The sequence below is a fragment of the Jeotgalibacillus sp. ET6 genome (genome assembly GCF_029667115.1).
Taxonomy (GTDB): Bacteria; Bacillota; Bacilli; order Bacillales; family Jeotgalibacillaceae; genus Jeotgalibacillus.
This window is the reverse complement of record NZ_JARUIU010000002.1, coordinates 439,779-462,183: the sequence shown is the minus strand read 5'-3', so window position 1 is coordinate 462,183 and position 22,405 is coordinate 439,779. Positions and strand designations below refer to the sequence as shown.

The following is a 22,405-nucleotide window of genomic DNA, read 5'->3' as shown; positions in this document are numbered from 1 at the left end:
ACATTAACTGTTTTTAGAATCACCCAGTTTGTAGACTTTAAATTCATTTCGTTCCCATTCAATACGGTCAATACAGTTTTTTGTATCAAACACGACCGGACTTGAAACTAATTTCTTCACTTCATTTAAATCCAGTTCTTTAAATACCTGGTGATCCGTCAAGATTAAAAGCAAATCCGCATCAGCTGCCGCTTCTTCAAATGAACCGGTTTGTTCTGCAAATTCAATTTTGCTTGCATGAGGATCATATGCTGTAAATCGGACACCCTGACTTCTCAGATGTTTAATTACCTCCATAGATGGGCTTTCACGCATGTCATCTATATTCGCTTTAAATGCGAGTCCCAGCACCGCTACTTTTCCTTCAGGTGTGCCATTGCTTTCGAGAATTAATTTAGCCCGTTCTGCTGTATATGAAGGCATTGAATCATTTGTATTTCTTGCAAGATGAATAATATTGGCAAGATCCGGCTGCTTTTCAACGAGGAACCAAGGATCTACCGCTATACAGTGACCACCTACTCCAGGTCCTGGAAGATGGATATTTACGCGAGGGTGGAAATTTGCAAAGTTTATGGCTTCCCAGACATTAACGCCAATTTGATCACTGATTTTAGCCAGTTCGTTGGCAAATGCGATATTGATATCGCGATAAGTGTTTTCAATTACTTTTACCAGCTCAGCCGTTGTCGCATCCGTAATATGGATTTTTCCTTTCACGAATGTTTCGTATAATTCCACAGTCATATCAGACGAAACGGAATTAATCCCGCCAACAATCCGGTCATTTTCTACAAGCTCAGTAAAAACTTTACCCGGGATGACACGTTCAGGTGAATGGGAGATGTAAAGTTCGTCTCCAATAGCAAGACCTGTTTCTTTTAGAATAGGGATCATTACGTCTTCTACCGTTCTTGGCGGCACAGTGGACTCCAGAATAACTAAATTCCCTTTTTCAACTACGGGTACAATGGACTTTGTTGCTTCTTCTACATAGCGAAGATTTGCTGTTTTGTTTTCATTAATTGGAGATGGAACAGCAATAATATATATATCGGCTGGTGTTGGTGTTTTTGACACTGTAAATGTCTGTTTTTCAATAGCGGAATTCAATAACTCCTTTAGGCCAGGTTCAATGATGTGAACCTCCCCTTTTGACAAACTGTCAATAACAGAGTCATTAACGTCTACTCCGTGTACTTCAAAACCGTTATTTGCAAACATAACGGATGTCGGCAATCCAATATATCCTAAACCTATTACACATATCTTTTTCATCATAAAACTCCTTATCCATTCGTCTAAATCATTGAAAATTATACATAGTTTATGTCTTATTGTAAAACATCACTCGACTTTTTAACCAAATAATGCTAATTAGTATGAATCTACGTCTCCCTGGGAAACATACCAGTTAGCAGAATTATAAATAAATGAATCATCAAGCTCTTTATTCATTGTTTTTCCTACAAGCGGCATTGGACTGCTTACCCGGATAAATGCCGATTTTTTAAACAGTTGATCCTGAGCAGTGTTTGGAAGAGACCATGTAGAAACCAGGTCTGCTCTTTTTGTGATATGGTGCAGGGCATTGCTCATATCTTTCCTATTTTGCCCACGATCAGAAAAGAATAAATCAATTACATGAATTAATTCCATTGTTTCATTACCCTTATCCATAATTTCTTTCTTTAACACAATATACCCAATCGCTGCTGATTGGTTTTCGACAATGTATACCTCATATTCCCGTGAAGGATGGGAGATATAGCGCCAATTAATAAAGGACGCGTTTCTTGTCAGCAGAATTGAATGATCCTTTCTGCCTTCTTCCCATATTTCATCGAAACGGATATCTGCATGGTCAATTTGGGTTACTGAAAGTGCATCCGGCAGACTTCTTCTCTTATTACTGATTACTTTGTCTACCCCGTTAAAAATTAAGGATGCTTTCTGTAAAAATCCAAAGCGGCTCATGATTAATTTGCCCGGGGACAGGACTTTCAAAAGTCTGGGCACATACGTAATTTCCTTGCCATCCATATAACGTATAAACAAATCTTTTGCTTTAGGAGCAGGGTATCCATAAACCAGATCAATGTTATGCTCTTCACATTGCTGCATCAGGTGGTGAATAACTTTCTTATACATTCCCTTACCCTGATGCCCGGGATGAACCATTACATCTACCCGCTCTCCAAATAAAACAGGACGGGATTCAATTTGTCCTTCAAAAATTAATAGAGCTGCGTGGCCGATTATTTCCCCACCCTCTTCATAAACACTGATCAAGGATCGATGGTTTGTTGGATGTGAGAATTTCCATTGCCATTCAGCAATACTTCGATTCGTTTTAAATACCTCATAAAAAAGCTGATTTATTTTGCCTTCATCGTTTTCCTGATAATTTCTTAGCAATTATGAACACTCACCTTTTTGGTTGATCACCCATTATTATAATATACATATGGTGATTCGTGTCGAAGTTTATATTATGTTTTGATGACAAAAAAAACCGAATGAAGCGTTCATTCGGTTTTTTTGTCATATTTAGTTGATTACCGTTTGTTCAAGGCTTTCTCGGACACTCGGTTTGATTACTTTATCTGAACCCAGGTAGAAAAGTGTTGGAGCAACTTGCAATGAATTCATCCAGCTTGTTACAGGTGCAGGGACTGATGAATTCTTCGTTAAGATCAAAGGAGCACCGTATTTGGCTGCTAGAGCGGATCCAGATAGAGCATCCACAATAATGTCGCCCCGCGCAAAGAATACGCTATTTAAGCTTCCCTGCTGACCAAAGTATTTATCAGCAATTGCCACACTTGTATCATACCGGTCTTTCCCGCTGACTCTCTCAACTGTTACACCGAGGCTTCGCAGCTGGTTTTCAACGTTTTTAGACACAGGGTATGTTCCACCAATAATCGTTACTTTTTTAACCTTTTTTGTGCTTATAAAGTTTTTAACCTCATCACGTAATGTGTGAGAAGATGTTAATAAAATTGGTGTTGATGTAGAGCCGGCATAAGCAGCAATGGATAGGGCATCCGGAGATTCCTCATTGCCGGTTGCTAAAAATATTTCGTTTACCGCAGAGTCAGTAAACGTGTTCGCAATTGAAACAGCTGTTTCATATCGATTTACACCTGTCACTCTTATTACTTCAATATTCAGAGCAAGTATTTCTTCCACTACTTTCGGGGAAATCGCTCCCTGGCCGCCCAGGACATAAACTGTTTTAGGATTTAAACGTTTTAATTCTTCCATAACCGCTCCATGCATGGTATTAGATGTCGTTAGCAGCAATGGAGATCGTTTATTTGCAGCAAGTACACTGCCTGTTAATGAATCAATCGGCAGATCTCCCCGGCCTAAAATAAGGGCATCCACACGCTGATTTTCCCATCCGAAGTTGGAAATGCTGACGCCTGTTTCATAACGTGAGGCGCCTGAAAGAGAATAAGATGCAGGAGTCAAATAACTCGATGCTACATAGCCTTCCAGTCCGGAATCTGTTTTTACCGGTACAAATGTATATTGGCCATAAACCGTATTTGGATAAGCCGGTTTGTTTGAAAGAACCGTCACCCGTGTACCTTTAGGTAGAGACGATAGTGTTGAATCAATATTTACAAGACTTCTAAACCGAACATTTTCTTCGTTGATAAAAGCTTTATCACCAGGCTTTAGCTGTGATTTAGACATCGTCAATGGTCTGGCTGTATCGTACTGATCTTTCTCAAACCGCAGTAATGATCCAATTACATGTGTTTTCAGCTGATTAGCAGGAAAAGGAGTTACATCAATTAATCCATGGTTGCTGATGTGCTCATAAATTCGCTCCTGATACGGTCTGGTGCCATTTGCTGTCGGGTCATTTCTTGAAAGCATTCCATTATAAGCGAACGCTGCAAAATACCAGTTATCAATAAATCGGCGATCCATGTCATTTACAGCCGGTACAAGTGTTTTGCCGTCTGTGTGCATCGTAGTAGCATATTTCCATTTGTATTCAAGAATATTAAGTCCTTCTTGAATATTAAAGCGAATGTCATTCTTTAAGCGGTCAACATATTCTTCTCGTTTCTTTTGGTCCGAAATAAAACGCCAATCAGAAACCTGCATGATGCCAATTCCGATACAGTCATATCCAAGCTTCACATTAGAACCGTCCCAGGCAAGGTAGTTAGGGTTCGTTGCTTTTTCAGGTGTACAGCCCTGTCTGATAGAAGCAGGTACAGTTGTCCAGTGCTGTTGAAAATTTGATTCCTGATAGGCAATGGCTTTTACGATTTCAGGCGGCATGTTTCGCTTCACTGCTTCTTCTGTCAATATACGATTTATTTCAGAAGGAGAGGGATTGCCGGCAGATGTTGAGGCATTAGGGGCCGAGTCAATTGAAAAATTTGAATGTTCCGAACGTTCCTTTACAATACCCTGTTCCATCCCTTTCCCGTATGTATACTGATCCGTCTTTGTTTCTGTTGGATCGATACCATTGTCATTTAACACAGGATACGTGACTTCTAGGCTGCTTTCCAGTATTTCATATGACGCACGTTCATAAAATGGAGAAGTATAAATCTCTTTCAATGTCCCTTCACTTACTTCAAGGACTGTGAAATTCATTAATGTACCCGATCCCTCAAGCCGGGCAACAAGCGTAAAATACTGCTTATCTTTCATTTCAGTTGCATAGAGGGCTTCAATTCTCCCAAAATCGATTGCTTTTTCATAGAATGATTGATCGTGACTGGAAATAGAGATCGTAGAATTCATTCCGTTATTCACTTTCGCTTTAAATGAATCATTTATTTCAGAAACCGTTTCCCCTTCTGGAAAAATCAAAGAATTCTCATTGGCGCTGACAGTCTCAGTAAGATTAAAAGCAATAAATAGCACTATTATCCCTGACAGCATGTAGGAAGTAATAGATTTCTTCTTCATTTTAACCATTCGACACACTCCTTATGAATCTTACGAACTATTTAGAGAGTAATTATAATCACTCCCCTTGAATAATTTTACTTTGATTCTATTTATTTATCTATAACTAATTGATTATATTATTAAAATGGTTCTTTTTAACCAGTTTATTTTTAAAATTCTTTTTTTGAACAAAAAAAAAGAGGTCGAGACAAGTGTCTCAACCTCTTTTACCGGTTCGCTGCGCTTCAGGCAGACGCTTTCCGCAGGGACGGCGCTGCGCTCTCCTCTTACTCTTATTTAATGCTTCTTTAATTCTTTTAATTTTTTGATTTTTGTCCCAGCCTCTCTTTGACCGGTTCACTGCATTTCAGGCAGATGCTTTCTATAGAGTCTTAACTGAATCTTTTAACGGAATACCTTGGAAAGGCTCAACTTAAAGTGGTACCCTGAAGGAGAAAATACTAAAAAAATAACTAACGTTTTTGGGTACTTGCCTGCCTACTGTGCTGCATAAGTTAAGTTTATTGTTTCTTAGGGTCTGGAAGATTTCCGAATAAAAACCAAGCCTTAGGAAACATCAGGTGAAGGGCACGTATAAATAGATACGTTGAACCAAGCACCAGGATAAGGCGAATAAAGATAAAGAGATTGAATTGAAGCCATGTTTCAGGTTCAAGAATTCTTCCCCATATAACCAGAATAAAGGGATGGACTAAATAAAATCCAAAGGAGTATATTCTCAACCTTTCTATAACTGCCAATACACTTGGATGGGCGGATCGCTCAACCCATATTCCAATTTTAAAAAGTAAAAAGCAGGCCATCAGGAAGTAAAGTGGCGTAACTAATTGAAATACGTAGTAATTTAATAGCGGATCCTGCAAAGTATAACGATAAAAGAAATCATAGGTATATAAGAGTCCAAGGATAATTGTCAATATAGATAAGGCAGCCAGCGCTTTCTTAGATAGCATATCGTTTACACGCTGATAATGAATACCAATCCACCCTCCAAAGAAGAAACTGCCGATGTACACCATAAAGAATGGATAGGAGATCCAGTCATAATGGTTATTAAGCTGTGTATAGATTAGTTCAATAACAAACCCTACAATAAATAAGTATTTATACATAAATGCCGATTTTTTGATGAAGAATACAAACAAAGGCATAAAGAAAAACAGCTGAACGAGGATCATTATAAAATAAAGCTGGTAATAAGACGTTCCATTAAGTAGATTCTGCAGGATAGCAGTTACACCCTCGTAAGGTCTTATCCCCATAAAATAAGCAAATGCTTCGTAAAACAATGACCAAAAAATATAAGGACCCAATATAAATAAAAATCTTTTTCGATAAAAGGAGAGCCACGTTTTTAACGTAAACGGGCGATCTTCATAGTTATAAAACAGCACCAATCCACTTAAAAAGACAAACACAGAGCCTTCAAATCGAGTAAATCGATTAAGCATCAGATAAAAGTCATATAAAAAGTGATCAACAGGAACATTCGTACTCGCCACTGCTGTCACATGAATTAAAACGACCAGATTCATCGCGACTACACGCATAAATTTAAGTGATTCAATTCTTTCTTTTCTCATATGTTCTCCTCTCAAATCACAATAGAAAACAGCTAGACTTTAATTTCATAATCACCCTTATTATGCTAAATGCTATCTTAAACAGTAAAACCAGTGTACCTGCTTTTCCGCAGGCACACTGGTTTTTTGTTACATGTTCACTCTCGAGTCTTTAGACACATAATGATGAAAGTATGCGATCACTAAAGCCAGATAGATGCTGACAGCAGGAGCTGTGAATACATGCCCTGCAAAATGAGCAATACCCAGTCCTAGAACTATACTTGAAATTAGTAATGCATACAATGGCTGAAAGACCATCAAGATGTTTCTTTTCAATTTATTTAGAACAGATACTGCAAAATAAAGGAGAGGCAGGAAATAAAGGATTGTTCCAATAAGTCCAGTTGAATAAAAGACATCTGAATAGTCCATTTCAATCATCTTTGGAGCTTCTTCAAAATTGCCTCCATACCCCATTCCAACAATTTTTTGTTCAATAGGAGCTTGATCATAATACAGATTGTACTGATATAAGAAGCGATCACGGCTGCTATACATTAAACTGCTGACACGGCTTGGTTCTTCCTCTTCCGCTTCCGGATCTGCCGCTTCTTCCGAATCATCCGGCTCTTCTTCTTCTTCCTGCTCCTGGTTTTCAAGCAATTCGATATGAGCATACGTATTCTGGAACACTGGCACGATAGGCGTAACAGCACCTAAAACGAGCAAGAGGGCCAGCGTAAACGCTGCACTTATTTTAAGATTTCCAAGGTTTTCTCTTTTCTTGAAAAGAGCAATAAGAATACTTGCAAATCCAATAGCCAGAGTGATGGCTACCGCTCCGAAACCTACCTTAGTGCCAATCATTAATAAAGAGTATCCCGCAAGAATGACAGGAATCCACATATAAGCATCTTTAAAACGGGTTGTTTTGACTATAGCAAAGTAAAGAAGAATCGGCAGGATTACAGCTAAAATTGCACCAAGTTCATTTCCAGCAAAAAACCATCCCGTATAGCCGACTTTAGTCCATGAATAACTCATTTGACTTGTATTGGTCAGGATTGAAATGAGCATCACAAGCCCGATAATGAGGGAACTGATCATAACATTAGTAAAGAATTTTTTACCAAGCTCTTTTTTCTCAGAGAAATACGCAAATAAGAAGGCAAAGTTTAATAAAACAACATTAAAATAAGTCAGTTTAATTAAAAACTTTACTTCTTCCATAAAATAAAAATTGGGCTTAGACATATAGTTTACGCCTAAATGGGCCAGTATAAATACTCCCCAAGCGAGCAAGTAGATGCTGGCAAGCTTAGCGAAGGAGCTGCTTTTCCAATGAAGCAGCAAGAACAACGCACAAATAGCCATGTAAATAATTCTGACAAAAACCCCTACAGTGGCACTCGTATTTAATTGAACAATACTGAAAGTCGTCAATATATCAATAACTGGCTGTAAAGCAATAAAGTAGAAAAAGAATAATACCAGCTTGTTATTAGTCTTCAGAGCGTGTAGCATAATTTCATTCCAATCTATAAGTGATAAATTCTAAAGATGTCTTAAGGAAAAAACCTAAAGCTTAAACCTCCACTATACTACTATAAATTAGACAATAAAAACATAGCATAATGTTTAATAATATGTTACAAACATTACGTACTGACGATAAGACTTTAATTTGATTTTCTTAATTTATACAGATTCTTCTTTTTATCTAAATTTTTGTATACTGCCCAAAGCAAAGTCACCGTGCGATTTGCTTGCTTAAAGAGAATGGGATACGTTTCAGCTTTTGAACTGAGTATATCACTCTGTTCGATAAAATCTTCCTTTGTAGACTGAATAAACGTCTCCACATACTGAACATTTTTATCGTTTAAAAGATTCGCTTTTACACTTGCAAGTACAAGAAATCCATCAAATGCGATTGCTTGAGAAGTAAAAACCTCTGTTGCTTTCTTTTTTATCCCATAAGAATCTGTTATATCAATAATACAATTGATTTCTTCAGGGGGTACAGGGCAATTTATTTCGTATTGTCTAATCATAGGCTCTTGAGTGGAAAGCTTCAGCACATCAGAAAGCAGCTTTGCTGTGGCCACATGATCTGGATGGGCATCTACATTGCCTGTCGTGTAAATGACTTCAGGCTGTATGCTGCCCACTAATTCCAGCAATTCATTCTCTGCCTTACGATTATCCTTCACTTCACCATCCGGCACATCCAGATAATAGATCGAATGAATCCCTAACATATCTTTTACCTGATCAATTTCGTTTTTTCTTATCTGTGAAACTTTGCTCTTTTCAATAGAGCCATTGCTGCTGGCACCATCTGTTATAAAAACACAGTGAACTTCAGTATTAAACTTTTTATATTCATGAAGAGTTCCCCCAAGCCCGATCGTCTCATCATCCATATGAGGGGCAAGAACTAAAACCTTCCTGGAGTTTTCAAGAGGAGTACACTCTCTATTACCTTGATAATGTTTTTTCAAAACCAATTTTGTTAAAGGATTTATAATAGGTTCACTTACGTTCATGACCAATTTCTTTAGATTCATTAAAAAGCTCCTTTTATCTTTTTCGAATAGCTGAAATTAAAAACGTGAAGGTTGAGACCTTTAGCAAGAAAACCGCACCTAAGTAAACAAGAGCTCCGACCACTGCTGAAAGCATAATCTCTGCTATATTAGGAAGCGTTGAAACGCTCATGCGTAAAAGGCTCAGTACTCCTATCATTATAGCAACTGCGATTATGATTTTAATCAAATCAGCCAGCATTTTTCGTTGACCGGATCTGCCGATTAAATTCGTAAATATAAAGTAGCTCACAACAAAATAAATAAATGCCATTAATGAAGAAGCCAGCGGTATTCCATTATAACTATTCATAGTTTCTGTAAGGATGTAGTTTAATACGATATTAAGCAAAATGGAAATTGCCCCGATTTTTAAAATAACATGACCTTTTTGCATTGCATAAAACCCTTTATTTAAAACGGTTTGAAGGCTGAAAAATAAAACTGATCCTACATAAAAATAAGCAACTGCCGTAGTAGCCGCAGCGGCAGCTTCACTAAATTCACCTCTTAAATAAACAAGCTCAATGATATTTGGCATCAGCCACATCATTCCTGCTACGGCGGGCAGCAGGATCAAAGACATAGCAGAGAGCCCTCTTTGGATACCCGTTTTAAACAGTTCTTTGTTATTTGTAGATTGTGCTTTTGAAAGAAGTGGAAAGATGATGGTCCCAATGGTTACTCCAATGATTGCCTGAGGGAAATGAACCAGATTCTTCGCATTATTAATATACGTTATCACACTTTCTTCGAACCGCCCTGCAAAAATGTAATCAACGGTTAAATTGATTTGGCCGATCATCACTGTAAATGCTACTGGTATAAAAACAATATAAAATGATTTGATCTCCAGCCAATCAAACTTTCCTTTAAGTGTGTACGTCCCTTTATCAATAAAAAATAATGTTTTTAACAGCAAAGATAGTACGGTTCCTGCCGCATATCCGATCGCCAGCGAATAGATGCCTATTTGATCTGCAAAAAGAACAGCACTTAAGATCGATGACAAGATCACAACAATTTGAGAAACAACTGAAATGGCAAAACGATTATTTGCATCAAAGAATGCTTCAAGTACAGAATTCATGCCCACGGCTACGATGGAAGCAAAGAAAATGATCGCAACTAGAATTGAGATTTCTGTAGCATCCGAGCTGAAGTTTGGATAGAGCAAAGGAATATAGAACGGAGCCAGCACAGCGCCAAGCAGGGAAAACACAAAACTGACAATTAGTGTCCCCTTCATTACTTGAGAGAGATGATACGTTCCATTTTCTTTCTCAAGAGCACTAATATAGGTTGGAACCAGTGCATTTTTCATTCCAGTATTTAAAAAGAGTATGACCATATTCGGAATCGTAAAAGCAGCAAAGTATGCTCCCGCAGCAAAGCTGTCCCCGAAATAAAAGGCAACCGTCATATCTCTCAACAATCCCGATACTTTTAAGAATAATGAAGCAATGATAAAAAGAAGACTAGCTAATCCTAATTTTGATCTCAACGTTAAACCCTCTTTCAATTCCTCAAAATAATTCTACTCATCTAGTTATATCAAACAATTGGATAAAATCCAAAACAGTTTTTCACTTATTTGTTTCAGTTAGATGACAATTATCGGAAATAGTATACTCCATATAAGTCTGTCACTGTTTTTAACGCTAAAAGTGCACCTTTACTCCTCTTAATTAGAAAAACCAATGATAAAAAAAAGAATGCCTTCATGATAGTACTTCATGAGGACATTCTGCATTTAATTTTAGACTATTCGTGTAATCCTGGAACTGCTCTTAATGTATCACAGGAGACATTCTCCTCAATGGAGCTACAGAATTAGCTATTCTTTTTAAAGGCCTGATACTTCCTTAAGTTCAGTGGATACGGTATAACCGTTCTCTCCTTTTACTTCAATTACCTCTTTTATCAACCCAATTTCCGGAGCATAATAACGAACAGTTTCTGTTTCTCTTCCAGACGTTTCAGAAGATATTACCATTTTGATTTGAACAACTTCTGAAAAACTGCCATAAGGAACCGTTACTTCTTCTGATGTTGAAACAACGCTCCATTCTCCTTGCTCACTGCTTGCTGATGGTGAAAGAGTCATGACTTCTTTTGGTGACTCTACAGGTTGAAATTCCTCAATTAGGCTGTCCTGATTCTCAGGGTTTTCTTCGCTATAGACGACTGAAAAACCTTCTTCATCCCATTGATAGATTGTTTGAGTGACAACATCCCCAAACTTTACTTCTTCTTGAACAAATTCCTGATTTTGATCAACCACTTCATGGGTGATTGTAAACTCATCCTGGCTGAAAGTTTTTACGGCATTTTCTGGAGAACGGTAGCGGTTGAATCCTTCATCTGATCGTTTTACAGATTCTTCATTTACTTCCGCTGTTTCTTCTTCCGCTTCTTCCTGCTCATTTGTCTCAGTATTTTGATCTGAATTTTCATTTACTGAGGATTCTTCATTTGCTCCTTCATTGCCATTGCTTTGAGGCAGAGATCCTGTACCGCAGCCAGCAAGCAGCAAGGCGATTAAACTAACAATAAAAAAATTATTCTTCATTCTTTACACTCCCTTATTTCGTTAGCTGAATGATCCGGTTCAGGGGCTGTGTTTTAACTACGCCACCAACTGAGATTACTCGTTCTACTACATTTTCATTTCCGTAGCTTGTAACAAATTCATCTAATGACGCAGGCAAATGATCGTTGACCAATACTAAAGGTGCTGAATATTTCTTAGATAAAGATGAAGCAGTTAATGCATCCGGGAAATTTGATCCCGTGGAAACGAGCACAGTGTTGGAATGCATATCAGAATGGTAATGATCGAGTACAGCTGTCAATGTATCATAACGATTCTTACCTGATAGTCGTATCACACGATCCCCGCCTAATTCCTGAACTAATGTATCTTCAGTCTTGGCAGTAACAACTCCTGTTCCTCCGACAATCGATACAGTCTTCTTTTGCAGATAATCAACAGCTGAAGGTGTAAGTGAATTCTCTGTATTCACTAATACAATAGAAGAATTGGTGTTAACAGCTACCGGTGTCGCGCCAAGTGCATCAGGAAAATTTTGACTCGAAACAACAATAGCATTCTTAACATTGGTTAATTTTGCGTTAATATTAAGATTTGTTTCAATTCGATCGCTTCCGGATACCCTCTCAACAGCATATCCCATTGATTTCAACTCTTTTGATACATTTTCCGATACAGGGTACGTACCACCGACAATAACGACTTTGTTTGGTTTCAGCCTTTTAAGCTCATTTTTCAATTGATCTGACATTGATTGTGAGCGGGTTAAAAGAATAGGCGCATTATCCAGCTGCGCTGCATAAGGTCCCGCTGAAAGGGCATCAGCAAATTCAAAGGCTGTTGCTAAAACCACTGTTTTTTGCTTTTTGTTTGAGCTGAAGCCATTAGGGTATAGTTCTTTAGACACTTCAATCGCAGTCAGCATACGATCTTTTGCAGAAACTTCATTAGCTACAAAACGATGAGAGTAGGAAGAATCAAGGTTACTAAATAAAATACTGCCGTTTGATTTATTTTTGACAGTGGTATTCTTCCATATCTTAGAATATTCTTTTGCATCTTTTTCGCTGTAGAATGCTTTTAATAATCCTTTTGAAGTGTGGTGCACTTCATATTTCTTTGTTAAATAGTTAGACCAGATAATTGTATTGGACTTCACATCAAGAACGCTTGTGTTTCTCCAGCGCTGAGCTCTTTCAGAAGCTGATTGGGCATCAAATTTTTCCTCTAACACTCCTTGTTGTGCGTGCACAATATGATAATTGGGAGTTATGTAATTTGACCACACAATTTCCCTTTTTACATTATCTACTACTCTGGTATTTCTCCATTTCTTCGCGAACTCTACCGCTTTGCTCTCACTCACAAAATAATGCTTAAACGATACTTGAGAAGAATGAAATACAGCATATCCGTAGAAAATATTCGAAAAAATTTCTTCATTTGTTTTGTTATAAATCACTTTTACATTTTTTCTTGAGCTTGCCCAGTTTAGAGCATTTTCCTTTGAAGCATGCTTGTATAGCAGTTTATCATTTTGATCGTAGACTTCGTAGTAATCATAGTTATCAAAGTACTCGTCCAAACCATTTGCAATTCCAGTTGAAACCTTTGACTGGATGGCAGGGTCTTTTATTTGTCTTTCTTCGGTAGGATTCGACATATATCCTACCTCAACCAGCACTGAAGGCATCTGGGCATTTCTCGTTACATAAAAATCCATAGGGACCATTCCTCGTCCCTCAGGAAGCGGAGCACTTGAAAGTACACCGTTATGGATAGAGGCAGCTACCTTTTTACTTTCCGGAGAGTATTTAATTTGCATAGGATCTGGAGGATAATTAGGGTCAATCCCCTGATTGATATCAAAATAATAGGTTTCATATCCTCTGTAGCTTGGTGTTCCAGTTGCATTATGGTGTACAGAAATAAATACGGCATTGTCGTTTCTGCCTTTTGCGTAGTTATTGGCAACATTCATTCGTGCTCTTAAATCAGCACTGTTGGGGGAAGCAAAATGCTTGTCTGTTTCTCTTGTCATCAACACTTCGTACCCGCGCTTTTTCAGTTCATCTCTAAGCTTCAAAGATACCTCTAAATTGGCATGCTTTTCATGGTAGCCGGTTGACGCTCCTGAATAGCCCAACGTGCCTGAATATATACCACCGTGACCTGGATCAATAACAACTAAGTTCTTGTTTGACTCTGCTTCTGATACAAGTGAAAACGAAAAAAAGAGAATCAAAGAAAGAAAAAACACCTTAATTTTATGCATAACATCCTCCTAAATTTACTTCATATACCATTATATTCAATACAGAGAGCAGATTTATCCGTCTAAAATCCTATTTAGTATTTTAGTTCTTTTAAGCCTATTAGGATTTTCAGAATAAAATGCAATGTACGCCTATAAAGGTATATATAAGTACTATCGGGTGGACTTACAAAATATTTATCAAAAGTTATATTAATATTCATTTTTACAATCAAAAAAGAACCTGAGACAATGTGTCTCAGGTTCCTTGACCGGTCCACTTCACTTCGCAAGTGGACGATTCCTCCACTTTACTCCGCTGACTTAAACTAGTACTAGATTTTTCTATTCTTCTAAGAATTTGTTTAGCTGCTGAACGATGTCATCGGAAACAATCGTTTTGCCCCCAATAACCTTAGCATAGTTGATTTTTTCTTTTTTCAGATGTTCTCCAAGATCATCTGATACTGAGCTTCCTACAAGGTACAAACCAGACCCGCTCTTGGCTGCGACTGCAGAACCGGAAAGTGCATCGGCAAAATCTCTGCCTGTTGCAACATACACAGTATCCGAATCTTGTCCAAAGAATTTAGCGACTTCAAGTGAAGTTGCATAGCGGTCTTTGCCTGAAATACGGTGTGCATCTGGAACTTGGCCCATTACTTCATCGGACACAACGCCAAATCCACCGACCACAAAGGTTCTATTCGTTTCAAGCTTAGCTAAAGCATCCTTAGTCGCTTTAGGAAGAGATGAACTCTTCGTAAGCAGGATTGGTGTGTTCTGTGAAGCAGCATAGCTTGCTACTGATAAAGCATCCGGGAAATTCTGTCCGTTAACGACTACTGCTTTACTTGATTTACCGAATTTCTCGGCAACTTTTGCAGCAGTTTCGTAACGGTCTTTACCAGATAGACGTTCTACTGTAATCCCCTGATTTTTTAGTGTAGTAACTACTTCTGCTGAAACGGCACCTTCTCCTCCAAGGACGACTACCTTCTTCGCACCTAAACGTTTAATTTCATCTAAAGTGGAAGACGGAAGTGCAGCAGTTCTTGATAATAGCAATGGACCATCATACATTGACGTTAATGGAACACCTGCTAACGCATCCGCATAATTGTCTCCACGCGCAAGAATTACCGTGTCAGCTGAATCCCATTCAGTCTGGCTAAGCTCTACCGCTGTTTCGTAACGATTTTTCCCTGAGATACGCTCTACAAACAACTCAGAATCATTTCGCGTAATGGACAGCTCGTAAACCGTTTCATTGCCTGCTGCGTCATTAGCGATAAATTCAAATGTGTTAGAGCCTTCTTCAAGGTCAAGTGTAACAGGAACCGTTCCTTCAAACGGCTTCATATAGTCGCTCGTTGTATTCATACTGCTGAATAGTACATCATCTCCGAGTGATAATTCAACATCATTGAAATTATCGCTTAGCAGCACATCTACATCAACCTGATCTGTTTCGTTGTTAACCAGTTTATCTGTATTGACAACAACCTGAGGCGCTACCGTATCAACCCAGAAGCCGCGTGCGATGCTTGTGGAATTTCCATTCACATCCGTTGCTTCTATTGTAATATCGTGCTTGCCGTCAGATTCTACTGTTACCTCTGTAGCGAAAACAAAACCGTCAGTAGAAGGAGTGAAAGGTACTTCCTTGCCATTTACTTTTACCGATTCAAGAGCATTTTCTTCTACAATCGTACCTGCTACTGGAATGGTGCGCGTGTTGTAATAGTTAAGTGGAATTGGAGCAATATCGCTAAGATAGATGATTGGTGCATTTCCATCATCAATGAAGCTTGCTTCATACCCTATATTCAGGGCGTTATCGACCGGTACAATTTCCACTGATTGAACCTCATCCGCACTAAACCCATAATCACCGAGGTTTACTGAAGTTGTATCCCCGTCAATGAACTCTGATTCAGTGACGTATTGTCCATTAATGTAGAGATCATACCCCAGAATTCCTACTCCCTCTTCAACTCCAGTAAAGTTTAAAGTGTTAGAGTCTTTGTCAAACGATACATCTTTCACTTCAGGTGCTGTGTTATCAACATATACTGGCACTTTTTTCGATTGCCATTTTGCACCGTCGTAATCAACTCTCGACTTGATTTCATAGAAATACATTCCATCATCGACTGTTTTGTCTTTTACTGTACTGTTCCAGGCTCTTGCAGGACTGTATGAATACTGGCTCGCTGCAAAATAATTTTTCCGAATATTGTTTTCAAGGGAGATCGTTTTTAGTTTAGTGTTGTCTCCTTTTAATACATTAAACTGTACTTCTTTTGCATTTCGCAAGAACGTAGGGATGACATTAATATCGTCATAGAAACCATCTTTATTTGCAGTAGACAATGGGAAAACTAATTCTCCATCTACTTCTACACCATATCCAAAGTAGCCCGATTGTAGAATGCTTGTTGGAATATCCAATAGAGGATTCGGATCTCTCAAATAATCTTCATAAAAGCGATCTTTTCCCTCAAAGGTCATATTATCTACAATCTCAGGATTCTCCCATTTTCCATAGAATCCAAGGTATGGTACCGCAAGATCAGGGTTTTCAAGATCCGTAGAAACTAATTTCACAAATCCTTCTACAAACTGGTCTGCTGGAAGGTCAATAAGTTCTTCGTTTCCATCTGCATCTGTTCCTTTAACTTTTGCATTTGTCAGATCAATAGAAACCGTTACATCTACTGAGCCGTTTGCAGGAACTGTCACTGTTTCCGGCCCGCTGACGACTGCTCCTTCAAGATCACCGGCAGACAAAGCATTATAAGTTTTATCATCTTCCTTCACAAATGTATCTGCAAGGACAGATGTATCCACCTTATATTCTGCAGCTTCACCGGTAAGGTTGGTTGCAGTCAGCGTCATCGATACTGTCTTAGAAGTGAAATCTTTTAAATTCACTTTCGCTTCCTTGGTATCCTTATCCGTAACGAATACAGGTGTGGAAACTGCAGCATAGGTCTGCATCATACCTGCACCCTGTCTTCTAGGGGAGAATGGCTGACCCTCAAGATCATGAATAATATCAGAAGTATTCATTAACAACGCTTTAGCCAGTCGGGTGCGTTCATCTGAGTTATAGTCGTTAAAACGATCATCCGACAATAGATACTGCTGTACTAATGCACTTCCTCCTGCAACATGAGGAGCTGCCATGGATGTTCCGCTCATGACGGTATACTCATCATCATTAACGGTAGACAAAATGCCGCCGCCAGGAGCTGTTATTTCAGGCTTAAATTCAAGATCAGGTGTTACACCCCATGAAGTAAAGTCAGTTGAACGTCCTACCTCAGGTCCATCTTCTTTAGCTGTTTGAGTGACATCCACCATAAGAGATGAGCCGTCCTGGAGCACTGCTTCAAGATCAAGCCCTGCCGCTCTTTCCACTTTCATGAAGGGAATATCCCAACCTCCCTGATCTTTGTAAAAAACATTGGACGTAGAATTATAAACGATGATTCCAGCAGCTCCAGCGTTTGCAGCGTTGATCGTTTTATCTACAAAAGTCAACCCGCCGCGCTCTACTAAAACTACTTTGTCTTTAACATCAATTCCACTGTAATCTGCTGGTGCACCAAGTGCTATAGGGTTTCCGGATAAAGCCTTCAAACTCACAACTTCTACTTCTCCAAGCTCACTCCAGTCATCAATGCCGTAACCGTTAAATTCCGGCACCCCTTCTCCATTGACTGAATGGGTATATAGCTCCATTTGATTTCCGGAAGCTGCTACTTGAAGTGTATCTGCGTTTAAACCTGGGGCTCCCACTAGACCGATGTCAGGATTTTCATAAAGAGGATTGCTAAATCCTCTAGCAATATGACCAGAGTTACCGGCTGAAACCGTTGAAACTATTCCATTTTCAACTGCACGTGTGATGGCCAAATCTTCAGGAGACTCTTCTTCATAGAATGAAGCAGTAGATCCAAGACTCATATTCAGAACATCGGCGCCGAGTTTAATAGAATCATCGATTGCTTTTAAGTAAATATCAGAATATGTAGACGCGAAGTTAGGATCATTGGAGAATACCTTCATACCAAGGATCTGTGCTTCCGGCGCCACTCCTTTAATCCCGCCATTTTCAGTATCGCCATTTGCTGCAACAGTACCAGCAACGTGCATACCATGCATGGACGCATCAGGTCCAAGATCTTCTACTGTATCATTTAGATCGTAATAATTATATGCGTAAGGAACTTTTTCGTTGTAGAATTTTCCTGTTACAGCATTTTCAGCTTTTAAAGAAGATACCTCTTCCTCTGTCAGTTCGCCTTCTACACCATCACTTAATACAAAATCACGGTGGTCGACATCTGTTCCGCTGTCGATAACAGAAACGACCATTCCCTCACCTTTATATTTTGCATCGGCCCAGGTTTGATAGGATTGAATAAATTCATGGCTTGTCACCATGTCTTTTTCAAACTCAGGACGCTCGTATTCGTTGGCAATGTAGACTTTCTTAACGCCTGGAAGCGACTCAATCGCACCAAGATCTTTATATTTAATTAAACCGCTGAATCCATTTACTGAAGCAGAAAATGAATTCTTGTATTCTATGTCTACGCCCTTGGACGCGATTGATTGTTTAACAGATTGCTGAGATGATGCAGCTTCCTGCTCAAAACTTTCTTTCTCTGATTCTGAAAGTTCTTTATATAAAACGCCTTTTTTCGTAGCATGTTCAATGGCTGTCTCGCCCGTTACTTCTACTATGACCCTAACTTCATCGGTTTCTTTCAGCGCTGCTTTGTCTTCAGTTACTTCTGCCTTCTGATTAAGTTTTGCCATTTTAGCATGAGCATTTGCTAATACGTTTACCGGTACTTCTCCGTTTGCGTCTTTCTTCGGTAGTTCATTCTGATTATCCTGTCCTAATGCTACTGAAGAATTACCAAGAACTAATGAAAGTGCCAATGCAGCTGTTACATTACTTTTCCACTTCTTTGTCAACTTGTTTCCCCCTTAAAATTAGATACCGTTGCAAAGCTGTAACCAATTTCACCTCACTTTTCCATTTATATCCGAACAAACATAATATTATATAATTTATTCAGAATAGTCAATATAATTTGATATATTTATAATAGATTTGTAATATGAGTAATGCGAATTAAAAGAATTGTATTTTTGAAGAATTATTTGAAATTTCACTTTTCAAATTCAAAAAATATGTATAAAGACCCATTTAAACAAAAAAACACTTGTATCCCCCCTACTCCTTGTCATTGCGACAAGAGAGCAGATAAGAATACAAGCGTTTTAAATGTAGCTATTTATTTGTTAATTACGTCTACTGCGCCGATATAAGCGGCTTTCCAGTAGGAATTGTTTAAAGAGGTGATTTCAACACCATCATTGCCTGAATGGATAAACTGATTGTTTCCTATATAAATGCCACCGTGAGAAGCACCTGGCTTATAGGTCTCAAACATGACGATATCACCTACTTTTGGAGAGCTTACTTTAGTGCCGTAATCCCAGATCGCTGCTGTTGTACGAGGGATATATACATCATGTTTATTTAATACATAACCAAGATAGCCGCTGCAGTCAAATCCTGAAGGAGTTGTTCCTCCCCATAAATATGGCACACCAAGATACTGCTTAGCTGTTGATACTATTTCATCTGATATTTTCACAGATGGAGCCGGTTTTGGTGCTGGCGGTTTTGGTGCATCAAAAGCAGATGAGTTCACCACTGATTCCCCGCCGATTACATTAACAGTACTTACTTTTTTACTTTTTAGCACGTCTCTGATTGTTGATGGCAGAGAGGTTGGTTTTACAAGTAAAACAGGCTGATTTTTCTTTGCAGCAAAAGTTGATCCAGTTAATGCATCTGCAAACCCTTTTCCAGTTGCAGCAGTTACGGTTTTCATAGTGGACGGAAATAGGCTTTTAGCCACTATAGCTGAAGTCTCATATCGATCCTTCCCTGCAAAACGTTTTGGCCTGGGAAGATGATTCGCTACGCTTGAGGACACTGCCCCAGTTCCACCTACTATTATAGTAGAAGACATGCCTTTAACATAATTTTTAACAGATGGATCAATATCATTCTTTGCTGTTAAAAGAATGGGATACTGATTTTTAGCAGCAAACGATGCTATCGATAAACTATCTGCAAACGAAGTTCCATTTACTACTATAGCTCTTGAAGCTCCAATTCTTTTAGCAATATTTACAGAAGTTTCATATCGGTTTTTCCCTTGAATTCGATCTACTTTTATTCCAAGCGATTTTAATTGATTTTCAACAGATGATGAAATAATAGACGGTCCGCCCAGAATGACAGCAGTTGAAGGTTTTAATCTTTTAATCTCTGCTAATGTACTTGAACGAATGCCATTTTGAGCTGTTAATAAAATTGGTGCATCCAATTTATATGCAAGCGGCGCCCCTGCTAATGCATCGGGAAAATTATTGCCTACTGCAAGTACAATGTGGTCAGTGCCATTAGGGTAATCTTCTTTGGATATCTTCACAGCTGTTTCATATCTGTCTGAGCCTGAAAATCTGTTGATATCATAGGAGGAAGCTTCTGCTTGATCAATCTTTATGACTGAGAGGAACATGAGGACAACAACAAAACTTACAATAAATCTGGTTTTATTCAATCTGATGATCTTCCTTTCAAGTATAAAGTGTATGTAACGTGTTTTATTGTAGCATTATCTATTAATCTATTACTTTACAGTTCGATTACAATTAGATTAAATAGGTTTAAATTCCAGAAACATAAAAAAAGACAACGAAATGACTCGTTGTCCAGCATTTTCTATATACTTATCAGTTTTGCTGATTGTTTGCTGCTTCATAATTGTGTAAATATAAATATTGAGAGAGTTTCCACATGAACGTTCGTTCGATTTCACTTACGATCCACCGCTTTGGCAAGTTTTCCGGAATCTCCAGAATTGGTTTGCTCTGCAGATAAAAGCAGGCGTCAATGTACCAGGAATGGAGAACAGAGTGATCGATAAACTCTCTTTCCAGCCCGTTGATTCCTTCTTCTGCAGCAAGGTATTTATGATAGTATTTATCATGATTTTCTGTAAGCAGATCCTCTATCGAATTCCTGATGCGAGATTGAAAGGCGAGAATATGCTGATCAAGCGCTGGGATTGAATCAAACTTCTCTCCTCTTAAAAGGCTGGACATGGTTCGTTTAATTTCTTTTTCTACTTCAAGAAAATAAATTAAATTTTTTAAAAGAGAATACTTGTACTGATCCTTGGAAGGATTTGCATATCTTTTTTTATCAATCTGTTCTTTAATGCTTCGTTGAATGGATTGGGCTGAATAGGGTTTTGTTAACCCTTCAACCATTTGATCTACTATTACTTTCAGTTCTTTTTTTTCGTCCACAAATTGATCTTTTTCCATTGTTTCCGCTTTGTTCTTATTTTTACCGAAAGAAAATAACCCCATTGTGTTCCCCCCATTTTCTATCAATAAGTTGATCATAGCATTTTTATATTCCTTAAAAAAGATAAAACGAACTATTCTAATTTCAGAGAAGATGACTAATGTATATTTTTAACGTTTTTTACTACTGGATTTCCGCGAAAATAGAATTCCCATAAAAACCTTATTGGGTAATAGGAAAAACCCGATTTCTCACCTATTGCGGCCAAATCGGGTTTACTTAATAAATGATAGGCTATCTGCTTAAAAGCTTTGACCAGAATCCCTTTGATTTGATCTCCAACGGGGGATTCAAATGCAAGGACTGTCCTTTTAGAAGTCTGTCCGCGTTATCCGACACTCCGAGGTCGTGGCCATGGGAGGCTTCAATTACTTCCAAAGCCCGCTTCACCGCAAAACCTCTATTTTTTGTATCATGAGCATCAGATGCAATAAAATGAGCCAGCTCATGTTCAAGCAGCTCCATTGAGAACTTTTGAATTTTCTTGCCAAAATCCCCTGCCACGCTTGCTGCAGTCACCTGTGAAAGAGCACCCTGATTAATCAGCGTATAAAGCTTGCCCGGGTCTTCCATGACAGCAGAATTTCGTTCCGGATGTGCAATGATCGGAACAAGTCCTGCTACCTGCATTTCATATAAAACACGCTCTGTGTAAGCTGGCACCTGGCTGGAAGGAAGCTCCACGAGTACGTAGTTTGTGTTATCTGCTAAGGTTAAAATTTCGCCTCTTGAATAATCTTCAGCAATCTCACCATATATCCGGATCTCTTGACCGGGATGAATGGCCACGGGAAGACGGTTTTCTTTGGCAAGAGCATTTACTTCATCAACACGCGCCAGAACATCCTGTTTTTCATTTATATAATGACGGTTTCGGTGATGAGGAGTTGCAATAATATCCGTGATGCCGTCTTCAACTGCCTTATGCAGCATTGCCAGCGTATCGGTTTCATTCTGAGGCCCATCATCCACACCATGTAAAATATGGCAGTGAATATCAATCATGCAATAGCCCCC

General features: G+C 38.6%; 13 protein-coding genes. All 13 read right to left on the bottom strand.

Going from position 1 to position 22,405, the window contains the following annotated elements:
* Window positions 1-3: 3 nt before the first annotated feature.
* On the bottom strand, window positions 4-1,281 hold the full coding sequence (locus tag P6709_RS07440) for a nucleotide sugar dehydrogenase (RefSeq protein WP_278240266.1): 1,278 nt from the start codon (window positions 1,279-1,281) through the stop codon (window positions 4-6).
* A 96-nt stretch (window positions 1,282-1,377) separates the two neighbouring features.
* The gene (locus P6709_RS07435) at window positions 1,378-2,418 is read right to left on the bottom strand and encodes a GNAT family N-acetyltransferase (protein WP_278240265.1); all 1,041 of its coding nucleotides are present in this window, start codon (window positions 2,416-2,418) and stop codon (window positions 1,378-1,380) included.
* Window positions 2,419-2,550: 132 nt separating this feature from the next.
* Entirely contained in the window at window positions 2,551-4,959 is a 2,409-nt protein-coding gene (locus P6709_RS07430) for a cell wall-binding repeat-containing protein (protein ID WP_278240264.1), read from the bottom strand.
* Window positions 4,960-5,453: 494 nt separating this feature from the next.
* On the bottom strand, window positions 5,454-6,536 hold the full coding sequence (locus P6709_RS07425) for an acyltransferase (RefSeq protein WP_278240263.1): 1,083 nt from the start codon (window positions 6,534-6,536) through the stop codon (window positions 5,454-5,456).
* A gap of 129 nt (window positions 6,537-6,665) precedes the next feature.
* Window positions 6,666-8,042 (bottom strand): O-antigen ligase family protein, encoded by a 1,377-nt coding sequence (locus P6709_RS07420; protein WP_278240262.1) that lies wholly within the window; start codon window positions 8,040-8,042, stop codon window positions 6,666-6,668.
* Between the two features lie 155 nt (window positions 8,043-8,197).
* Window positions 8,198-9,088 (bottom strand): PIG-L deacetylase family protein, encoded by an 891-nt coding sequence (locus P6709_RS07415; protein ID WP_278240261.1) that lies wholly within the window; start codon window positions 9,086-9,088, stop codon window positions 8,198-8,200.
* Between the two features lie 13 nt (window positions 9,089-9,101).
* A complete protein-coding gene (gene murJ / locus P6709_RS07410) occupies window positions 9,102-10,610 on the bottom strand; it encodes a murein biosynthesis integral membrane protein MurJ (RefSeq protein ID WP_278240260.1) in 1,509 nt (502 codons plus the stop codon).
* Between the two features lie 342 nt (window positions 10,611-10,952).
* On the bottom strand, window positions 10,953-11,678 hold the full coding sequence (locus P6709_RS07405) for a hypothetical protein (RefSeq protein WP_278240259.1): 726 nt from the start codon (window positions 11,676-11,678) through the stop codon (window positions 10,953-10,955).
* A gap of 13 nt (window positions 11,679-11,691) precedes the next feature.
* Entirely contained in the window at window positions 11,692-13,935 is a 2,244-nt protein-coding gene (locus P6709_RS07400; RefSeq protein ID WP_278240258.1) for a cell wall-binding repeat-containing protein, read from the bottom strand.
* Between the two features lie 324 nt (window positions 13,936-14,259).
* The gene (locus P6709_RS07395) at window positions 14,260-18,909 is read right to left on the bottom strand and encodes a cell wall-binding repeat-containing protein (protein WP_278240257.1); all 4,650 of its coding nucleotides are present in this window, start codon (window positions 18,907-18,909) and stop codon (window positions 14,260-14,262) included.
* Between the two features lie 323 nt (window positions 18,910-19,232).
* Window positions 19,233-20,576 carry a cell wall-binding repeat-containing protein gene (locus P6709_RS07390; protein ID WP_278240256.1) on the bottom strand — a complete coding sequence of 448 codons (1,344 nt, stop codon included), beginning with the start codon at window positions 20,574-20,576 and terminating at the stop codon, window positions 19,233-19,235.
* Between the two features lie 172 nt (window positions 20,577-20,748).
* A complete protein-coding gene (locus P6709_RS07385) occupies window positions 20,749-21,390 on the bottom strand; it encodes a hypothetical protein (protein ID WP_278240255.1) in 642 nt (213 codons plus the stop codon).
* A 232-nt stretch (window positions 21,391-21,622) separates the two neighbouring features.
* Entirely contained in the window at window positions 21,623-22,393 is a 771-nt protein-coding gene (locus P6709_RS07380) for a tyrosine-protein phosphatase (protein WP_278240254.1), read from the bottom strand.
* Window positions 22,394-22,405 lie beyond the last annotated feature (12 nt).

Coding starts and splice junctions, on each gene's coding strand:
- P6709_RS07430 (WP_278240264.1), bottom strand. CDS start 4,959: ATGGTTAAAATGAAGAAGAAATCTATTACTTCCTACATGCTGTCAGGG.
- P6709_RS07425 (WP_278240263.1), bottom strand. CDS start 6,536: ATGAGAAAAGAAAGAATTGAATCACTTAAATTTATGCGTGTAGTCGCG.
- P6709_RS07415 (WP_278240261.1), bottom strand. CDS start 9,088: ATGAATCTAAAGAAATTGGTCATGAACGTAAGTGAACCTATTATAAAT.
- P6709_RS07385 (WP_278240255.1), bottom strand. CDS start 21,390: ATGGGGTTATTTTCTTTCGGTAAAAATAAGAACAAAGCGGAAACAATG.
- P6709_RS07405 (WP_278240259.1), bottom strand. CDS start 11,678: ATGAAGAATAATTTTTTTATTGTTAGTTTAATCGCCTTGCTGCTTGCT.
- P6709_RS07440 (WP_278240266.1), bottom strand. CDS start 1,281: ATGATGAAAAAGATATGTGTAATAGGTTTAGGATATATTGGATTGCCG.
- P6709_RS07400 (WP_278240258.1), bottom strand. CDS start 13,935: ATGCATAAAATTAAGGTGTTTTTTCTTTCTTTGATTCTCTTTTTTTCG.
- P6709_RS07420 (WP_278240262.1), bottom strand. CDS start 8,042: ATGCTACACGCTCTGAAGACTAATAACAAGCTGGTATTATTCTTTTTC.
- P6709_RS07380 (WP_278240254.1), bottom strand. CDS start 22,393: ATGATTGATATTCACTGCCATATTTTACATGGTGTGGATGATGGGCCT.